Origin of the sequence: Sneathiella chinensis (assembly GCF_012720115.1) — a bacterium.
In the GTDB taxonomy this organism is placed as follows: Bacteria; Pseudomonadota; Alphaproteobacteria; order Sneathiellales; family Sneathiellaceae; genus Sneathiella; species Sneathiella chinensis.
Genome location: NZ_VNWN01000002.1, coordinates 606,836 through 621,599, shown reverse-complemented (window position 1 = coordinate 621,599; position 14,764 = coordinate 606,836). Strand labels below are relative to the sequence as shown.

Annotated in this window: 14 protein-coding genes, 1 tRNA gene and 1 riboswitch; of the genes, 9 read left to right on the top strand and 6 right to left on the bottom strand. The window is 58.2% G+C overall.

Annotated features, from left to right (window positions below; all coding sequences use genetic code 11):
* Positions 1-20: 20 nt before the first annotated feature.
* Positions 21-308, bottom strand: coding sequence for a co-chaperone GroES (locus FQB27_RS02975; RefSeq protein ID WP_169559370.1), 288 nt, complete (start codon positions 306-308; stop codon positions 21-23).
* Between the two features lie 289 nt (positions 309-597).
* Here FQB27_RS02975 and argS point away from each other — a divergent pair, with 289 nt between their 5' ends.
* A complete protein-coding gene (gene argS / locus FQB27_RS02970; protein WP_169559369.1) occupies positions 598-2,367 on the top strand; it encodes an arginine--tRNA ligase in 1,770 nt (589 codons plus the stop codon).
* A 118-nt stretch (positions 2,368-2,485) separates the two neighbouring features.
* On the opposite strand, the gene ggt is transcribed toward argS, so the two are convergent.
* From ggt to FQB27_RS02955, 3 genes are all read right to left on the bottom strand, one after another.
* Positions 2,486-4,075 (bottom strand): gamma-glutamyltransferase, encoded by a 1,590-nt coding sequence (gene ggt, locus FQB27_RS02965; protein ID WP_169559368.1) that lies wholly within the window; start codon positions 4,073-4,075, stop codon positions 2,486-2,488.
* 120 nt (positions 4,076-4,195) lie between these two features.
* The gene (locus tag FQB27_RS02960) at positions 4,196-4,414 is read right to left on the bottom strand and encodes a DUF4170 domain-containing protein (RefSeq protein ID WP_169559367.1); all 219 of its coding nucleotides are present in this window, start codon (positions 4,412-4,414) and stop codon (positions 4,196-4,198) included.
* A gap of 143 nt (positions 4,415-4,557) precedes the next feature.
* Positions 4,558-5,136: a hypothetical protein gene (locus FQB27_RS02955; protein WP_169559366.1), complete on the bottom strand. Its 579-nt coding sequence runs from the start codon at positions 5,134-5,136 to the stop codon at positions 4,558-4,560.
* 241 nt (positions 5,137-5,377) lie between these two features.
* Between FQB27_RS02955 and FQB27_RS02950 the strand changes: the two genes are divergently transcribed.
* A complete protein-coding gene (locus tag FQB27_RS02950) occupies positions 5,378-7,108 on the top strand; it encodes an adenylate/guanylate cyclase domain-containing protein (RefSeq protein WP_169559365.1) in 1,731 nt (576 codons plus the stop codon).
* Positions 7,109-7,188: 80 nt separating this feature from the next.
* Here FQB27_RS02950 and FQB27_RS16555 read toward each other — a convergent pair whose 3' ends face one another.
* Entirely contained in the window at positions 7,189-8,007 is an 819-nt protein-coding gene (locus FQB27_RS16555) for a NifU family protein (RefSeq protein ID WP_206374242.1), read from the bottom strand.
* A 121-nt stretch (positions 8,008-8,128) separates the two neighbouring features.
* On the opposite strand from FQB27_RS16555, the gene FQB27_RS02940 reads away from it, so the two are divergent.
* The 3 genes from FQB27_RS02940 (at position 8,129) to FQB27_RS02930 (ending at position 10,406) form a co-directional block, all read left to right on the top strand.
* The gene (locus FQB27_RS02940; RefSeq protein ID WP_169559364.1) at positions 8,129-8,899 is read left to right on the top strand and encodes an enoyl-CoA hydratase; all 771 of its coding nucleotides are present in this window, start codon (positions 8,129-8,131) and stop codon (positions 8,897-8,899) included.
* A 152-nt stretch (positions 8,900-9,051) separates the two neighbouring features.
* Positions 9,052-10,227, top strand: a complete 1,176-nt coding sequence (locus FQB27_RS16870; protein ID WP_169559363.1) for a GGDEF domain-containing protein — start codon at positions 9,052-9,054, stop codon at positions 10,225-10,227.
* Between the two features lie 11 nt (positions 10,228-10,238).
* The gene (locus FQB27_RS02930) at positions 10,239-10,406 is read left to right on the top strand and encodes a hypothetical protein (RefSeq protein ID WP_169559362.1); all 168 of its coding nucleotides are present in this window, start codon (positions 10,239-10,241) and stop codon (positions 10,404-10,406) included.
* 82 nt (positions 10,407-10,488) lie between these two features.
* Here FQB27_RS02930 and FQB27_RS02925 read toward each other — a convergent pair.
* A tRNA-Gly gene (locus FQB27_RS02925) sits at positions 10,489-10,562 on the bottom strand.
* 100 nt (positions 10,563-10,662) lie between these two features.
* Positions 10,663-10,741: riboswitch (SAM riboswitch) on the top strand.
* Positions 10,742-10,783: 42 nt separating this feature from the next.
* Between FQB27_RS02925 and metZ the strand changes: the two genes are divergently transcribed.
* The 4 genes from metZ (at position 10,784) to FQB27_RS02905 (ending at position 14,717) form a co-directional block, all read left to right on the top strand.
* Positions 10,784-11,983: an O-succinylhomoserine sulfhydrylase gene (gene metZ / locus FQB27_RS02920; protein ID WP_169559361.1), complete on the top strand. Its 1,200-nt coding sequence runs from the start codon at positions 10,784-10,786 to the stop codon at positions 11,981-11,983.
* Between the two features lie 151 nt (positions 11,984-12,134).
* Positions 12,135-12,542, top strand: a complete 408-nt coding sequence (gene apaG / locus FQB27_RS02915; protein WP_169559360.1) for a Co2+/Mg2+ efflux protein ApaG — start codon at positions 12,135-12,137, stop codon at positions 12,540-12,542.
* 123 nt (positions 12,543-12,665) lie between these two features.
* Complete coding sequence (gene folE, locus FQB27_RS02910; protein WP_240953334.1) at positions 12,666-13,241, top strand: GTP cyclohydrolase I FolE; 576 nt, start codon at positions 12,666-12,668, stop codon at positions 13,239-13,241.
* A gap of 24 nt (positions 13,242-13,265) precedes the next feature.
* A complete protein-coding gene (locus FQB27_RS02905; protein ID WP_206374237.1) occupies positions 13,266-14,717 on the top strand; it encodes a TrkH family potassium uptake protein in 1,452 nt (483 codons plus the stop codon).
* Positions 14,718-14,764: the final 47 nt, after the last annotated feature.

The following is a 14,764-nucleotide window of genomic DNA, read 5'->3' as shown; positions in this document are numbered from 1 at the left end:
CCCTAATTCTGTTTGTGTGGTTAGCCGAGGATGCCCATGATGTCGGACTCTTTCATGATCAACAGCTCTTCGCCGTTGAGCTTGATTTCGGTACCGGACCATTTGCCGAACAGTACCTTGTCACCAACAGAAACGTCGAGCGCACGGACAGAACCATCTTCCTTGATCGCGCCGTTACCAACGGCGATAACCTCGCCTTCCATCGGTTTTTCCTGCGCGCTGTCCACGAGGATGATACCGCCAGCGGTTTTTTCTTCGCTTTCTACACGCTTGATCAGCACGCGATCGTGCAAAGGACGAAATGACATTCAAAACTCTCCCTAATTCAGAGTCAGTTACAGTTGGTTTGGTCGGATGTTAGCACTCACCAACCGAGAGTGCTAACGAATTCCCATCCGATTTATGCAATGCGGTTTTGAGTGTCAAGGGAGGGGCCGATTTTTCCTGGAATTTTCTGGCGAAAGGCCATAATTTCCAGCAAAATCCTTGGCCTTGCCGGTTTTTTCCATTAGACAGATGGCCATATGTGGGGGCCGGGCTCTCCCCTTATATAAACAAGCCCTGAATCAATACCAGTAATTTCGAAAGAAAAGACGCGTGACCGTTTCACTCCTTGATCAGTTGAGCGCCCTTGTCGGGCAGGCTTTTGCACAATGCGACCTGGATTCCTCTCTTGGCCGGGTCGTGGTCTCGCAGCGACGAGAACTGGGCCAGTTTCAGTGCAATGGTGCCCTTGCCGCTGCCAAGGCGGCCAAGCGCAACCCGCGGGAAATTGCCGATCAGATCGTTGCCAAGCTGCAGGAAACCGGTCACTTCTCCGATCTGTCCCTCGCCGGTCCCGGCTTTATCAATCTCAGCCTGTCCGATGATTTCCTGCTCGGCCATATCAATGAGTTGGCCGATGATCCCTATTTCGGGGCGCGGCACGGTCATGATCCGGAAACCGTGATTCTCGACTATGGCGGGCCGAATGTGGCCAAGGCCATGCATGTGGGTCATCTCCGCGCCACCATCATTGGTGAAAGCCTGCGGCGCCTCCGGGTTTTCCTCGGCGACCGGGTGATCAGCGATGTGCATTTCGGGGACTGGGGTCTGCCCATGGGCCTCCTTATCAAGGAGATCGAGCGCGAACAGCCGGACCTGCCCTATTTCGATGCAGATTTCAGTGGCCCCTATCCGGCCACCTCACCGGTCACCGTTGAACAGTTGCAGGTCCTCTATCCGGCGGCCTCGGGGCGCAGCAAGGAAGACCCGGCCTTCCTCGAATCCGCCCGTACCGCCACGTTTGAGCTGCAACAGGGTCGCCCCGGTTACCGGGCCTTGTGGCAGCATATGCTGGACGTGTCCGTGGCCGAGACCAAAATCGACTTTGACCTGTTGGGCGCCAACTTCACCGAATGGAAGGGCGAGGCCGATACCAACGACCATATCCCAGGCATGTTGAAACGGCTGGAGGAAAAGGGCCTGTCCGAGCTGTCCGACGGCGCCGTCATCGTTCGTGTCGCCGAAGAAGACGACAAGAAGGAAATGCCGCCGCTGATCCTGCAAAAATCAGACGGGGCGGTCATGTACGGTACCACCGACCTTGCCACCATCGAGATGCGGCAGGAAGAACACGACCCGGATACCATCCTGTATGTTGTGGATGCCCGCCAGAGCCTGCATTTCGAGCAGGTCTTCCGGGCCGCCCGCAAGTGCGGCAGCCTTGATGCGGAAGCCCGGCTTGAGCATGTGGGCTTCGGCACCGTCAACGGCACGGACGGCAAGCCCCTCAAGACCCGTGACGGCGGGGTTGTCCGTCTTCGCAGCCTGATTGACGATGCCATCAGCGAGGCCCACAAGGTTGTGGTCGAAGCGGGCATGGAAGACCGGTTCGACACCGCCGAGTTGGAGGCCATTGCCACCCGCGTCGGTGTGGCCGCCATCAAGTTTGCCGACCTGTCCAACCAGCGCATGTCAAACTATGTGTTTGATCTGGAACGCTTTACCCGATTTGAGGGGAAGACCGGCCCGTACCAGATGTACGCCGCCGTCCGCATCAAGTCCATGCTGCGGAAGGCCGCGGATCAGGGCCTGACCGAAGGGGCACTGGTGGCAAGCAAGGATGCGGAACGCAACCTGATGCTGGCCCTTGCCGCCCTGCCGCAGGCCGTTCAGGCGGCCGCTGAAAAGAACGCGCCCAATATCCTCTGCGAGCATGTTTATTCCCTGACCCAGGAATTCAACGCCTTCTATCATGACTGTCATGTGCTGGGCGAAGAGGATGCCGCCATCCGTGCGTCCCGCCTGCGGCTTTGTGCCATCACGCTTCGCCAGATCGAGGCAGTTCTGGATATTCTGGGCATCGACGTGCCGGAGCGCATGTAACGTCTTCTCCAATCCGGTGACCCGGCCGACCCGAAATCGGCCGGTTTTGGAAAAAGAGCGAAAAAACACAAAAAAAGCGGCTTAAAAGCCGCTTTTTTCATATTCTGTAACGATCGTTCTAATAGGCCAGTGCCGCGCCGTCCTTGCGCGGTTCGCTGCCAGCGGCCAGAACACCGTTTTCATGATCGATCATGATCATCTGACCGCCACCATGGGGCATGTCCGGGGTCTTGATCTGATAGCCCATGTCGGCCAGTTCCTGCCGGACCTCCGGCGCGATGGTTTCCTCAAGCTCCAGAATACCGGCGTTATAGAAGGCCCGCGGGCAATCAATGGCTTCCTGCACATCCATGCCAAAATCAAAGATATTGGACAGTACATGGGCATGACCGACCGGTTGGTAACCGCCGCCCATGACACCATAGCAAATAGACGCCTTGCCCTTGGCCGTGACCATGCCGGGAATGATGGTGTGCATGGGCCGCTTGCCCGGCGCGACGCAGTTGGGGTGATCCTTGTCGACCACGAAACCGGCGCCCCGGTTCTGGAAGACAACCCCCGTATCCGGGCACACAATGCCGGACCCGAACGGATGGAACACGGAGTTGATAAAGGAAACCGCTGTTCCGTCCCGGTCCACCACGGACAGGTAAACCGTGTCCTTGTGCTTGTCGAACGCACCGGCCCCTTTCGGATCGCCGGCCTTGCCCTCGGTGATATGATTGCGAAGATGGGCCGCAAACTCGTCGGACAACAGCATGTCAACCGGCACCTCGGCCTGCGTGGGATCGGCAACGTACAAATCGCGGGCCAGATAGGCCAACCGCGCTGCTTCGGCCTGCAAATGCAGACGCCGGGTACCAACCGGGTCCAGCCCCGCCATGTCATAGCCCTTGAGGATATTGAGCATGATCAGCGCCGTGATGCCCTGCCCGTTCGGCGGGATCTGGTGAACCCGGTTCCCCTTGTAATCGGTGGACACAAGATCGACAAAGTCGGCGGCGGTCGCGGCGAAATCGTCTGCTGCGTGAACGGCACCCGCCGCGTTCAGCGTCGCCACCATCTTTTCGGCAATCTCGCCCTCATAGAAGGCGGCCCGGCCGTGACGGGCCACGGCCTTCAGGGTCTGTGCCAGTTCCGGTGACCGCCAGACGGTTCCGGCTGCCGGGGCCTTGCCATTTTTCAGATAAAGCCGGGACGCCGCCGCATTGGCGGACAGCTTCTGTTCGGTAAGAGCCCAGTCCACAGCCGTCCGCTGGGTGACCACAAACCCGTTTTCAGCGCAATCGATGGCGGGCGCCAGAATGTCGGCGAAATCCATGCTGCCATACTGACGATGCAGTTTTTCCCAGGCATCAATGGCACCGGGAACCGTAACAGAATGGGGGCTGGTCAGGGCGATCTCGTCAATGCCCTGTTCAAGCAGGCTATCTGCGGTCAAGGCCGCAGGCGCCCGCCCGGAGCCGTTCAGCCCCTCAATCTGGTCGCTGCCTTTCGGGGCAATCAGGGCAAAGCAGTCACCGCCGATCCCGGTCTGCATGGGATCGACAACACACTGCACCGCACAGGCGGCAATGGCCGCATCCATGGCGTTACCGCCCGCCTTCAGGATCGACAGCCCGACCTGTGAGGCATGAACGCTGGAAGTGGCGATAGCGCCATTAAGTCCGTAAGTGACGGAACGTCCGGGAAGAGAAAAGTTACGCAACGTTGTACCTACCTTTTTATTGGGAATTTTTGCCAGCGTACCCCCAAGGTACGCGTCAGGCAAAATATCTTTTGCCCGTTTCCCAAAAAGCGGCAGGAAAATCAGCGTCCGTCGCGGCTTTTACCAGACCTTTACGATGACGTACTTGGTGAATGCGTCATCCACATGCTTCTGGCTGGCTGCGCGCCATGCGTCCACCGCCTGTTCCCGGCTTTCAAAAAAGCCGCAAACATCCATCTTGCGGGGATCGGCAAAATCCCGACCGCGTGTATCGATCACCCGTCCTCCAAATACGACGAAGAGATCCTTGGTAGTGTGTTGAGCCTCGGTGTCAGTCATAATGATTTTCGGTCTGTTCCGTTTGAAAAAAACAAAAGCACCGGGAAAAAGCGTTCCCGCGATCCCCTGTACCGTTCATACATTGGTTCTTTAAAAATTCGATTAACGTATTAGGCTGCTTGCCTCAGCGTTTCAAGGCCTTTTCACTCTTTCATGGCGTAGATGCCAAAAAGCAGGACCGCCACCGAAAGAAGAAGATGATACAGGTTGGTGCTGTTCATGCCGACCATGGAGGCGACACTGCCCGCGGCCGTGCCTGCAATAACCAGAAACGCCGTCCCGGCGGCCAGAAAAATCCCGATGGAAAAGGCCGACAGCAACCGATAAACCGCCGCCAGAACCAGAACCCCGATCACGCCATATCGAACATTTTCCGACAACTGCCACGCATCGAACAACAGAACCCCGACCAGCGCCATGATCCCGATCAGGACAATCCACCAGCCTGCCTGATGAAACTGGCGTGAAAAAATACCGCCCGCCGCTGCCAGCGCCAGACTGACAAGCCCGACAGAGCCGGCAAACCGGGTCACGGTAGTGTGATAGGGGGCAACGCTGTCAAATCCGGCATAGACAAAGGCGCCCAGCGCCGCCGCCGCGCCAATCGCGGTCACCCCGACCGCCCAGAAAAGATTGACCGGGAAATAACTGCGCCGCATCATCGCAAGGGAGAAGATGCAGGCCAGCAAAAGGACGATTTCAAAGATCAACAGCATGTTCATACCCAAACTCATACCGGCAACGAAACGGAAAGTCCACGACAATAGGGGGTTTGAGGCACGGTTGAACAGCCTGCCCCATCAATCCACGTTGCATTGCCCGGTAAACCGGATACACTGCGCCCCGTCCAGATGAGGTCCTTGTTGGAGAGAAGCGATTTCAACACCTGATGCCCCCACACACCCGAAGGGTCGAATTTCCATTGCCACGGCGCTGGCGGTTGGCTTTGGTACTTTGGTCGCAGTGGCAGTCCTGTCCGTTCTGGGGATCAGCATCATATCCGGCCTGACCAACACCCGCGAATTGCTGATCGACAAGGCAAAGGCGGAAATGGATCTGGTCAAGGCCAACCTTGAAAATCTTCTGAACCCGGCCGAGGAACAGGTCCGCTATCTGGCGGAGCTGATCTATCGTGGCCAGATCGACTCCGACGATGTACAGGCACTGGAACATTCATTGCTGGCCGGACTGGCCGGGTCCAGCCAGATCAAGGGACTGGTTTTTGTCTATCCCAACCTGACCACCATCGTTGCGGACCGACGCACAGAGAAAACCTTTCTATTCGACAATTCCGGCGACCCGATTACGGCCGCCACGGTCAGTGATGCCTTCGATCATCGGACAGGAAGCTGGCAACGGCTGGTTTACGCCCCGGACGCCGGGGAAACCGTCCTCAGTTTCCGCCAGCCAATTTACAAGGAGAACGACCTGATCGGCATCCTGTTCGCCGCGGTTCCTGTCTCGGTTATCAGCAAGGCCATCCAGAAGAACGGCCTGTCGGAAGATGAGGACCGGTTCATCCTGTATGGCAAGGACCATGTTCTGACGCAGGACGCCTATCCGGTCAATTCAGACACCGTCACCTATGAAGGGGTGGTGCCGAAACTGTCGGAAATCCGCGACCCCGTCCTTGCCAATATCTGGAAAGGGGACCGCAGTCCGTTCCGCCTGTTCCGGGATGAACTGGGGTTTGACGGGCATATCCTCGATGTGAACGGAGAGCGCTACCAGTTCTTCTATACCTCCCTCGAAGGCTATACGGATCGGCCGTTCATCATCGGGTACCGGGTCAAGTATGAAGACGCCACCCGGGAAGTCCGGCGTCTGGCCATGGCGGGCATCGTCGGACTTGGCATTCTGGTGCTGGGGGTGATCCTTGCCTTCTTCATGGGACGGCGGATCGCCCGCCCGATCCGGGTGCTGTCCAACGCCTCGAAAAAGGTTTCCGGTCTTGATTTCTCGGCAGAGGCGGAACTGCCATCCAGCCGCTTTCAGGAAATCGACGAAGCGGCGCAGGCCCACGCCACCATGCTGCGCGGGCTGCACTGGTTTGAAAACTATGTGCCGAAAAGCCTGGTCCGGCAATTGATGGAATCCGGTGTCGCGGCCTCGGAAACCCGCTGCGTCTCGGTCATGTTCACCGATATCGTCGGCTTCACCTCGCTGGCCGAGACCATGTCCTCGCACGAGGTGGCGGACCTGCTGAACCACCATTTCGAACTGGTAACCAACTGCATCGAGGCCGAAGGCGGGACCGTTGACAAGTTTATTGGCGATGCGGTCATGGCCTTCTGGGGCGCCCCCGCCCATCAGGAGGACCACGCCGAGCGGGCCTGCCGGGCAGCGCAAAAGATTGACGCGGCCATCCATCAGGACAACCGGGAACGGGTCAAGGCCGGGGAGCCCCCGATCCGTATGCGGATCGGCATTCACAGCGGCGAACTGGTGGTGGGGAATATCGGCTCTTCCGGGCGCATCAACTATACGGTGGTTGGCGATACGGTGAATATCGCCCAGCGGATCGAGCAACTGGGCAAAAGCCTGCCCAACCAGAACTGCCCGTCAGAGGTCTGCACCCTGATATCCGAGGAGACCCGGCAAGCCGCCCATATCGATACGGGCGTCCGGGATGTGGGCACCCATTCCGTCAAGGGACGGCACAAGAGCGTTCAGGTCTATCGTCTGGAACGTTGATCCCGGCAAGACAGCGTCAGGCCGGGATCAAGAAAGAGGCGTAAAAATCGTTAGAATATCAGGAACCGATCAGGACCCGATCAGGACGGTCGGTAATAGGGGTTGGCCCCGCCCGCATGGTCTGTCACATCCAGAACCTCGGTAATGGACGGCACCTTTTCCATGATTTCCTTGGCCACGCCCTGTTTCAGGGTGACATCGGCCATGCCGCAGCCCTGACAGCCGCCTTCAAGGCGCACATAGGCAACCGCATCCTTCACATCCACCAGCGTAATATACCCGCCATGGGCCGCGATGGACGGATTGATCCGGGTTTGCAGCAATTCGCGAATGACCAGCCCTTCTTCTGAATGAAGGCCCGGACGGGGCAGCGCCTCGCGGTGATCGACCACGGCCTTGATTTCAGGCACATAATGCCGAAGCATGTTGGTAATACCGGTCAGCATGGAAAAGGCGGAGCCTTGCAGCTTCAGGTACAGGTTCCCGTCCTTGTAGCTGTGAAAGCCCACATCCCCGCCGGACTGGGTGACCGCCGGAACGATCCGGGTGGCCAGCAGGTCCTTCACCTGATCAATGATTTCCGTATCGAACTCGCCGTCCTCGCCGGACGCGCCTTCTTTCAGGGCCGGGGCACCGCTTTCATAATGGGCCATAATGGCGCCAAAAATTTCAGTCCGCAGCGTATCCCAGTTTGCATCGGCGGATTTTTCGACCAGCACACTGTCCGTATTGAGGGTCACCCCCTCAACACCTGCCACCGCATAGATGCGCTGCGCGAGCGGGGAGCGGCTTTCCGCCTCCTCCCGATTGATCTTGATCCCGCCGGCTTCAACCACGGATTTACCGGGGTAGAATTCCAACCGCGCCGGGGTATCGCCTGCCTGTGTCTGAATGAACATTGGCTCTTCTCAACTTCACAACAAATGGTTAGGGTTGCCCGAAATTATCCCGGGATACCTCCCCGCTTTTCCGGGGTTCTCCCTCAAATATAATGCCTAATAACAAAAATTGGAGAATAGAATGGCATCTTTTGTGAAAACAACCCGCGAAAAAACCGCAAATGGTGATGTTTGTACCGTCGCCATCGACAACCAGAAAAAGCTGAATACCCTCAATTCAGACATCCTTGTCGAACTGCAGGCCACCTTTGATGCGCTGAAATCCGACAAGGATGTTGCGGTTGTGGTCCTGACCGGTGCCGGTGAAAAAGCCTTTGTCGGCGGCGCCAACATCAACGAAATGGCTGAACTGAACCCGGATACTGCCCGCGCCTTCATCACCTCGCTGCATAATGTCTGTGCCGCCATTCGCGCCCTGCCCGTTCCGGTGATCGCCCGTGTGAACGGCTATTGCCTTGGTGCCGGTATGGAAATTGCGGCCATCTGTGACATCGTCGTGGCCGAGGCAACCGCCGAATTCGCCATGCCGGAAGTGCGCGTCGGCATCCCGTCCGTTATCGAGGCGGCCATCCTGCCCCGCACCCTGGGTGTCGGCCTTGCCCGGGATCTGGTCCTGACCGCCCGCACCCTGTACGGGGATGAGGCCTATCAGGCCGGTTTCGTCCAGCGCCTTGCCGAAAAAGGCAAGCTGGATGAAGCGACAAATGTGGTGGTCGAGGAAATCCTGGAGGGCGGCCGAAACGCCATCCGGTTGCAGAAGGAACTCTGCAACATGTGGGAAAACACCACGGCCGAGGAAGGCATCCAGTGCGGCATCGACAGCTACGCCAAGGCCTTTGAGGTGGACGAGCCCCGCACCATGATGACAGCCTTTATCAACCGGAAACGGTAATTCCTGTCTTATTCATGTCACAGTCACTGCAAAGCGGGCCGATGATTCGGCCCGTTTTTCACATTTCCCTTATGGCAATCCATAAAATTTGATACTTTTTGTAACAATCAGTACCGAGTGTCGTAATTGTATCATCCCTCGGGGGGGCCTGAGTGTCTGCGTTAAGGTATCTGTTGAACGTCATTACCGGCGGCAGCGGGGAAAAGATTTCACATCAACGAATTGCCGGTCTGATCTCTGCCCGGCTTCATTCCCACTTGCTTGTACGCCGCCGGGCACTGGTGATCCTGTCCCGTATTCGCCTGATGACCATTGTGGGCATGGTCCTCTTTCTGGCCGGTATCCTGATGGATGTGGCCAGTTTCCCGCCGGAAACATCCAGCTCACTGGCCCTGTTCCGGGGCATATCCGCGCTGCTTCTTCTGGGCCTGATGGTCGTCACCCGCCAGAAAGACACCCTTCGGGATGCCTATGTTGCGCTTGGCATCTTCTTTGCGATCAATCTGGTCTTTCAGGGGCTGTACCAACCGCTGATCCTGCCGCAATTTGTTGAATCCATTGATGGCCTGACCTCGGCAAGCTATGCGATTTTCCCGTTTCTGGTGGTTGTCTGCATCGCCATCTTCCCGCTCACCTTCAAGGAAACCTTCCTGACGCTGATCCTGATCTTCACCAGCGAGTTGCTGATCCTGTCGCTCATGCCCAGTCAGGTCAATCCCATGCCGGGGCTGGGGATCCTGCTGTCCCTGATGGGGGCCAGCATGCTCTGTGCCTTTTCCTCCATCAGTCAGCTCAGCTACATGCTGTCACTGGTCGAGCAGGCCTCCGTCGATAGCCTGACCAACTGCTACAGCCGCAACAGCGGCGAGGAAATCCTCGACGTTCAGTTCCGGATTGCCCAGCGCCAGAAAGCCGATCTGGCCGTTGTCTTTCTGGATATCGACAACTTCAAGATCATCAATGACCAGTTCGGCCACGAGGCCGGGGACCGCATTCTGGCCGAGGCGGCGGCCAGCATGAAACGGAACCTGCGGGATTCCGATGTGCTGATCCGCTGGGGCGGCGAGGAATTCGTCATGCTGCTGCCCAACACCAACGCCGCCGGGGCCGGCAAGGCCATCCGCCGCATGCGCACAAACGGCTTCGGGCTGCGCCCGGACGGCCAACCGGTCACCGCCAGCATTGGCATCACGGATATCCGCTCCGTCGGGACAAAAAGCTGGACCGATCTGGTGGATCAGGCCGACGAAGAGATGTATAGGGTCAAGACCCACGGCAAGAACAATGTGTCCGTGGTCAGAATAGCCAATACCTCAATCGCGTCCTGAAAAGAGCCCCCATGCTGCTGAAAATCCTGCTTATCGCCTTCGTCGCCCTGTTTATCGGGCGCCTTCTGTTCGCAAAGAAGCTGAAAGAAATGGGCAAGGCCGCAGACCGCAGCATCAACCTGTTCCTGATCGCCATCGCCGTCTATCTGGCCCTGCAGGCGCTGATTTTCTACGTGTAGCGGGCGCGGGAAAAACGCGCAAATTCGCCGGGGCAAACCAAGGCGATAGCCGCAGAAATACAGGAAAATTCGAGGGAAAATCTGGAGCGGGCGAAGGGAATCGAACCCTCGTCTTAAGCTTGGGAAGCTCCTGCTCTACCATTGAGCTACGCCCGCCTCTTGGCGATATGTACATAATGTGCTGAAAAAGCACAATAAAAAATACGAACAAAACACCGATTTCAGACACTTGACAGCACCCGCCTGTTTCCCATAATCAGGCCTCCGTGGTGATTTGTGCCGACCGGCTTGCGGCCACGTTAAATGAAACGCTAAAAGGTCGGGGCTCGTGAGAACCCTGACTGGTGGTCGGGGTTTTTTTATGCCTCGAGGTCAAAATGACTGTGACAAGAAACAAAGGTATCCGTAATCGTAACGTAGGAACAGCCACCAAACTGGTGCGCGGGGGACTGAGCCGGTCCCAGTTCAAGGAAACCTCTGAAGCGATCTTCATGAATTCCGGCTTTGTCTATGACAGCGCCGAGGAAGCCGCCGGGCGCTTTACCGGTGAAAATGAAGGCTATATCTATTCCCGCTATGCCAACCCCACCCTGTCCGTGTTCGAGGAACGCATGCAGGCCCTTGAAGGGGCAGGCGGCGCCCGGGGCACCTCCAGTGGCATGGCCGCTGTCAACGCGGCGCTGATGTGTCAGTTGAAGGCCGGGGATCATGTGGTGGCGCCAAAGGCGCTGTTCGGCTCCTGTCTTTATATCATCGAGGAAATCCTGCCCCGCTTCGGCGTTGGTATCACGCTGGTGGACGGCACCCATCTGGATCAATGGAAGGCCGCCTTCACGCCGGAGACCGCCGCCGTGTTCCTTGAAACCCCGTCCAACCCGACGCTGGAAATTGTCGATATCGCCGCCGTTGCCGAGATGGCCCATGCGGTCGGCGCCAAGGTGATCGTGGACAACGTGTTCGCCACCTCCATCTTCCAGAAGCCGCTGGAACTGGGCGCCGATGTGGTGGTTTATTCCGCCACCAAGCATATCGACGGTCAGGGCCGCTGCCTTGGCGGTGTCATTCTTGGCGACGAGGAGTTTATCGAGGAAACCCTGTCCCCTTACCTGAAACATACCGGCCCTGCCCTCAGCCCGTTCAACGCGTGGAACCTTCTGAAGGGTCTGGAGACGCTGGACCTTCGGGTTAACCGGCAGACGGACAACGCGGAAAAGATCGCCGCCTTCCTTGAAAATGCCAAAGGCATCCAGCAGGTCATCTATCCGGGCAGCGACAGCCACCCGCAGGCCGATCTGGCCCGCCGCCAGATGAAACGCGGCAGCACGCTGGTCAGTTTCGAACTGGAAGGCGGACAGGACAAGGCCTTTGCCTTCCTGAACAAGCTGAACCTGATCGATATCAGCAACAATCTTGGCGATTCCAAAAGCCTGATCACCCATCCGACCACCACCACCCATGCCAGTGTCTCGGAAGACCTGAAACGGCATCTGGGTATTTCCGAAGGGATGGTCCGCCTGTCTGTCGGGCTGGAGGATGCGGACGACCTGATTGCGGATCTGGGCGAAGCCCTGTCCTGATCCGGGCCGGAACGGGGATGGCGGGCGCCGGGTGCCGGTGCCGCGCCCCCTCGCGTTCCGAAACACCCACAGGAAAAAAGTGGGGAAGATGAGGTTTTTCAGGTAATCTGCCGGAAACAGGCCCGGCAACGGGAAAAGAACGAGGCCCAAAATGACTTGGGAAGCCGCATATTCAAAAACAACGGAAGGCATCGAGGTATCGGTCCTTCCCGTGTTTCTCAGTGAACGCTCGGACCCGGCAGACGGATTGTATGTCTGGGCCTACAAGGTGCGTATCCACAACAAGGGAACCCGCACGGTCACCCTGCGCCAGCGATGCTGGCACATCACCGATGCCGATGGGCGGACCGAGGTTGTCCGGGGCGCGGGCGTGGTCGGGGAACAGCCGGTGCTGGCCCCCGGCGAAAGCTATGAATATACCAGCGGAACGCCCCTTGGGACCCCGTCCGGCATCATGGTGGGGACCTACGACATGGAAGTGGAGGGCGGCGACTGGCTGGCGGTGGATATCCCCGCCTTCTCGCTGGACAGCCCCCATGAGAAACCGCGCCTGAACTGATCGCTTCCCTGCTCCGTATCACAGGGGACGGCGGCAGCCAACAGAACAGATGGCTTGCAACCCCCCCCGATATTCTTTAGTGAGATACACAGAATGAGCAAATCTAGCCCGGTTACAAAGACTATGATGGACAAACCCACAAAAGCAGAAGCGGAAGAAGCTGTCCGCACCCTGATCCGATGGGCAGGCGACGATCCGTCCCGCGAAGGGCTTCTCGGCACCCCGGACCGTGTCGCCCGATCCTATCTGGAATTTTTCGCCGGATATAACGAGAACCCCGAGGAATATCTGGAACGCACCTTTGAGGAGGTGCATGGCTATGACGAGATGATTGTCCTGAAGGACATTCGTCTGGAAAGCTATTGCGAGCATCACATGGTTCCCATTATCGGGGTCGCCCATGTGGCCTATATGCCCAACAACCGGGTGGTGGGCATTTCCAAGCTGGCGCGGGTCGTGGACGCCTTCTCGAAGCGCCTGCAAATCCAGGAAAAGCTGACCCAGCAGATTGCCGAAACCATCGACCATGCCCTGAAACCGAAAGGCGTGGCCGTGATCATCGAAAGCGCCCACCAGTGCATGACCACACGCGGGGTCCACAAGGACGGCGTTACCATGATCACCAGCGCCATGCTGGGCTGTTTCCGCGACTCTGACATCACCCGGCGCGAACTGCTGTCGTTCGTCGACCGTCGCTAGCCCGAACCCCGGAGTCAGGCCCCGTTGATTAATTTCCGTTTGATCTCTGCCATTACCGGTATGCTTCTGACGGTTCTGGGTCTGGCCATGCTGATCCCGGCTGCGGTTGACCTGTATTTCGGGCATCAGGACTGGCAGGTCTTTCTGGCCGCCGCCGTCGTTGCCATTTTCATCGGCGGCGGGCTGTTCCTGTCGAACCGGGAAAGCCAGATGGAGTTCAGTGTCCGGCAGGCCTTTCTGTTGACCACCGTCTCCTGGGTGATGATCCCGGCCTTCGCCGCCCTGCCGCTAACCTTCAGCGAACTGGATATCAGCTATACAGATGCCTATTTCGAGGCCATGTCCGGGCTGACCACCACCGGCTCCACCGTGTTGACAGGCCTTGATTTCGCCCCGCCGGGCATCTTGCTGTGGCGCGCCCTGCTGCAATGGCTGGGCGGCATTGGCATCATTGTCATGGCCATCGCCATCCTGCCGCTGCTGCGGGTCGGCGGAATGCAGCTATTCCGCATGGAGGGGGCGGAAGCCTCGTCGGAAAAGGCCCTGCCCCGCGTTGCCGAGATCGTCAAGAGCATCGGCTCCATCTACCTGATCCTCAGCATCATCTGCACCATCTGTTATTATCTGGCGGGCATGAGCTTCTTTGAGGCCGTGGCCCATGCCATGACCACCATTTCGACCGCCGGTTTCTCGACCTCGGACGGGTCCATGGGGCATTTTGACAATGCCCTGATTGACGCCGTTGCCGTGGTCTTCATGATCCTTGGCGGCCTGCCCTTCCTGCTGTATATGCGCCTGACACAGGGACAACCCGGCAGCCTTGCCAATGACAGCCAGGTCCGCTGGTTCCTGGTGATTTTGGTGTTCGGCATCTTCCTGATGACCGCATGGCAACTGGCCACCGCCGAGGTCAGCCTTGTCATGGCCGTCCGCTATGCGGCGTTCAACGTCACCTCGGTCATTACCGGGACCGGCTATGCCACCACAGACTATAACGCGTGGGGCGGCTTTGCGGTGGCGGTGTTCTTCTTCCTGATGTTTGTCGGCGGCTGCGCCGGGTCCACCTCGTGCGGGATCAAGATTTTCCGCTTTCAGGTGGTGTTCGAGTCCCTGAGCTGCCAGTTGAAACAACTGATCCAGCCGAACGGGATTTTCCAGCCCCAGTATAACGGGCGCCCGCTGGGCCGGGACACCATCACCGCCGTGATGAGCTTCATGTTCCTGTTCATGGCCACCTTTGCCCTGCTGACCGTGGCGCTCAGCCTGACCGGCCTTGACTTCCTGACCGCCATTTCCAGCGCCGGGACGGCCATCGCCAATGTGGGACCGGGGCTCGGCGATATCGTGGGGCCGTCCGGGTCCTTCAAGTCTCTGCCCGACTCTGCCAAGTGGCTGATGTCCCTTGGCATGCTGCTAGGCCGTCTTGAACTGTTTACCGTGCTGGTCCTGTTCACAAAACGGTTCTGGCAGCGCTGATCGAGCTTGCCGGGAAAAGCGCTCTCGCTCTCTCCACCTTTCCAACA

Coding starts and splice junctions, on each gene's coding strand:
- FQB27_RS02975 (WP_169559370.1), bottom strand. CDS start 308: ATGTCATTTCGTCCTTTGCACGATCGCGTGCTGATCAAGCGTGTAGAA.
- FQB27_RS02930 (WP_169559362.1), top strand. CDS start 10,239: ATGCTGCTGAAAATCCTGCTTATCGCCTTCGTCGCCCTGTTTATCGGG.
- FQB27_RS02955 (WP_169559366.1), bottom strand. CDS start 5,136: ATGAACATGCTGTTGATCTTTGAAATCGTCCTTTTGCTGGCCTGCATC.
- folE (WP_240953334.1), top strand. CDS start 12,666: ATGATGGACAAACCCACAAAAGCAGAAGCGGAAGAAGCTGTCCGCACC.
- FQB27_RS02960 (WP_169559367.1), bottom strand. CDS start 4,414: ATGACTGACACCGAGGCTCAACACACTACCAAGGATCTCTTCGTCGTA.
- apaG (WP_169559360.1), top strand. CDS start 12,135: ATGACTTGGGAAGCCGCATATTCAAAAACAACGGAAGGCATCGAGGTA.
- metZ (WP_169559361.1), top strand. CDS start 10,784: ATGACTGTGACAAGAAACAAAGGTATCCGTAATCGTAACGTAGGAACA.
- FQB27_RS16555 (WP_206374242.1), bottom strand. CDS start 8,007: ATGTTCATTCAGACACAGGCAGGCGATACCCCGGCGCGGTTGGAATTC.
- FQB27_RS02940 (WP_169559364.1), top strand. CDS start 8,129: ATGGCATCTTTTGTGAAAACAACCCGCGAAAAAACCGCAAATGGTGAT.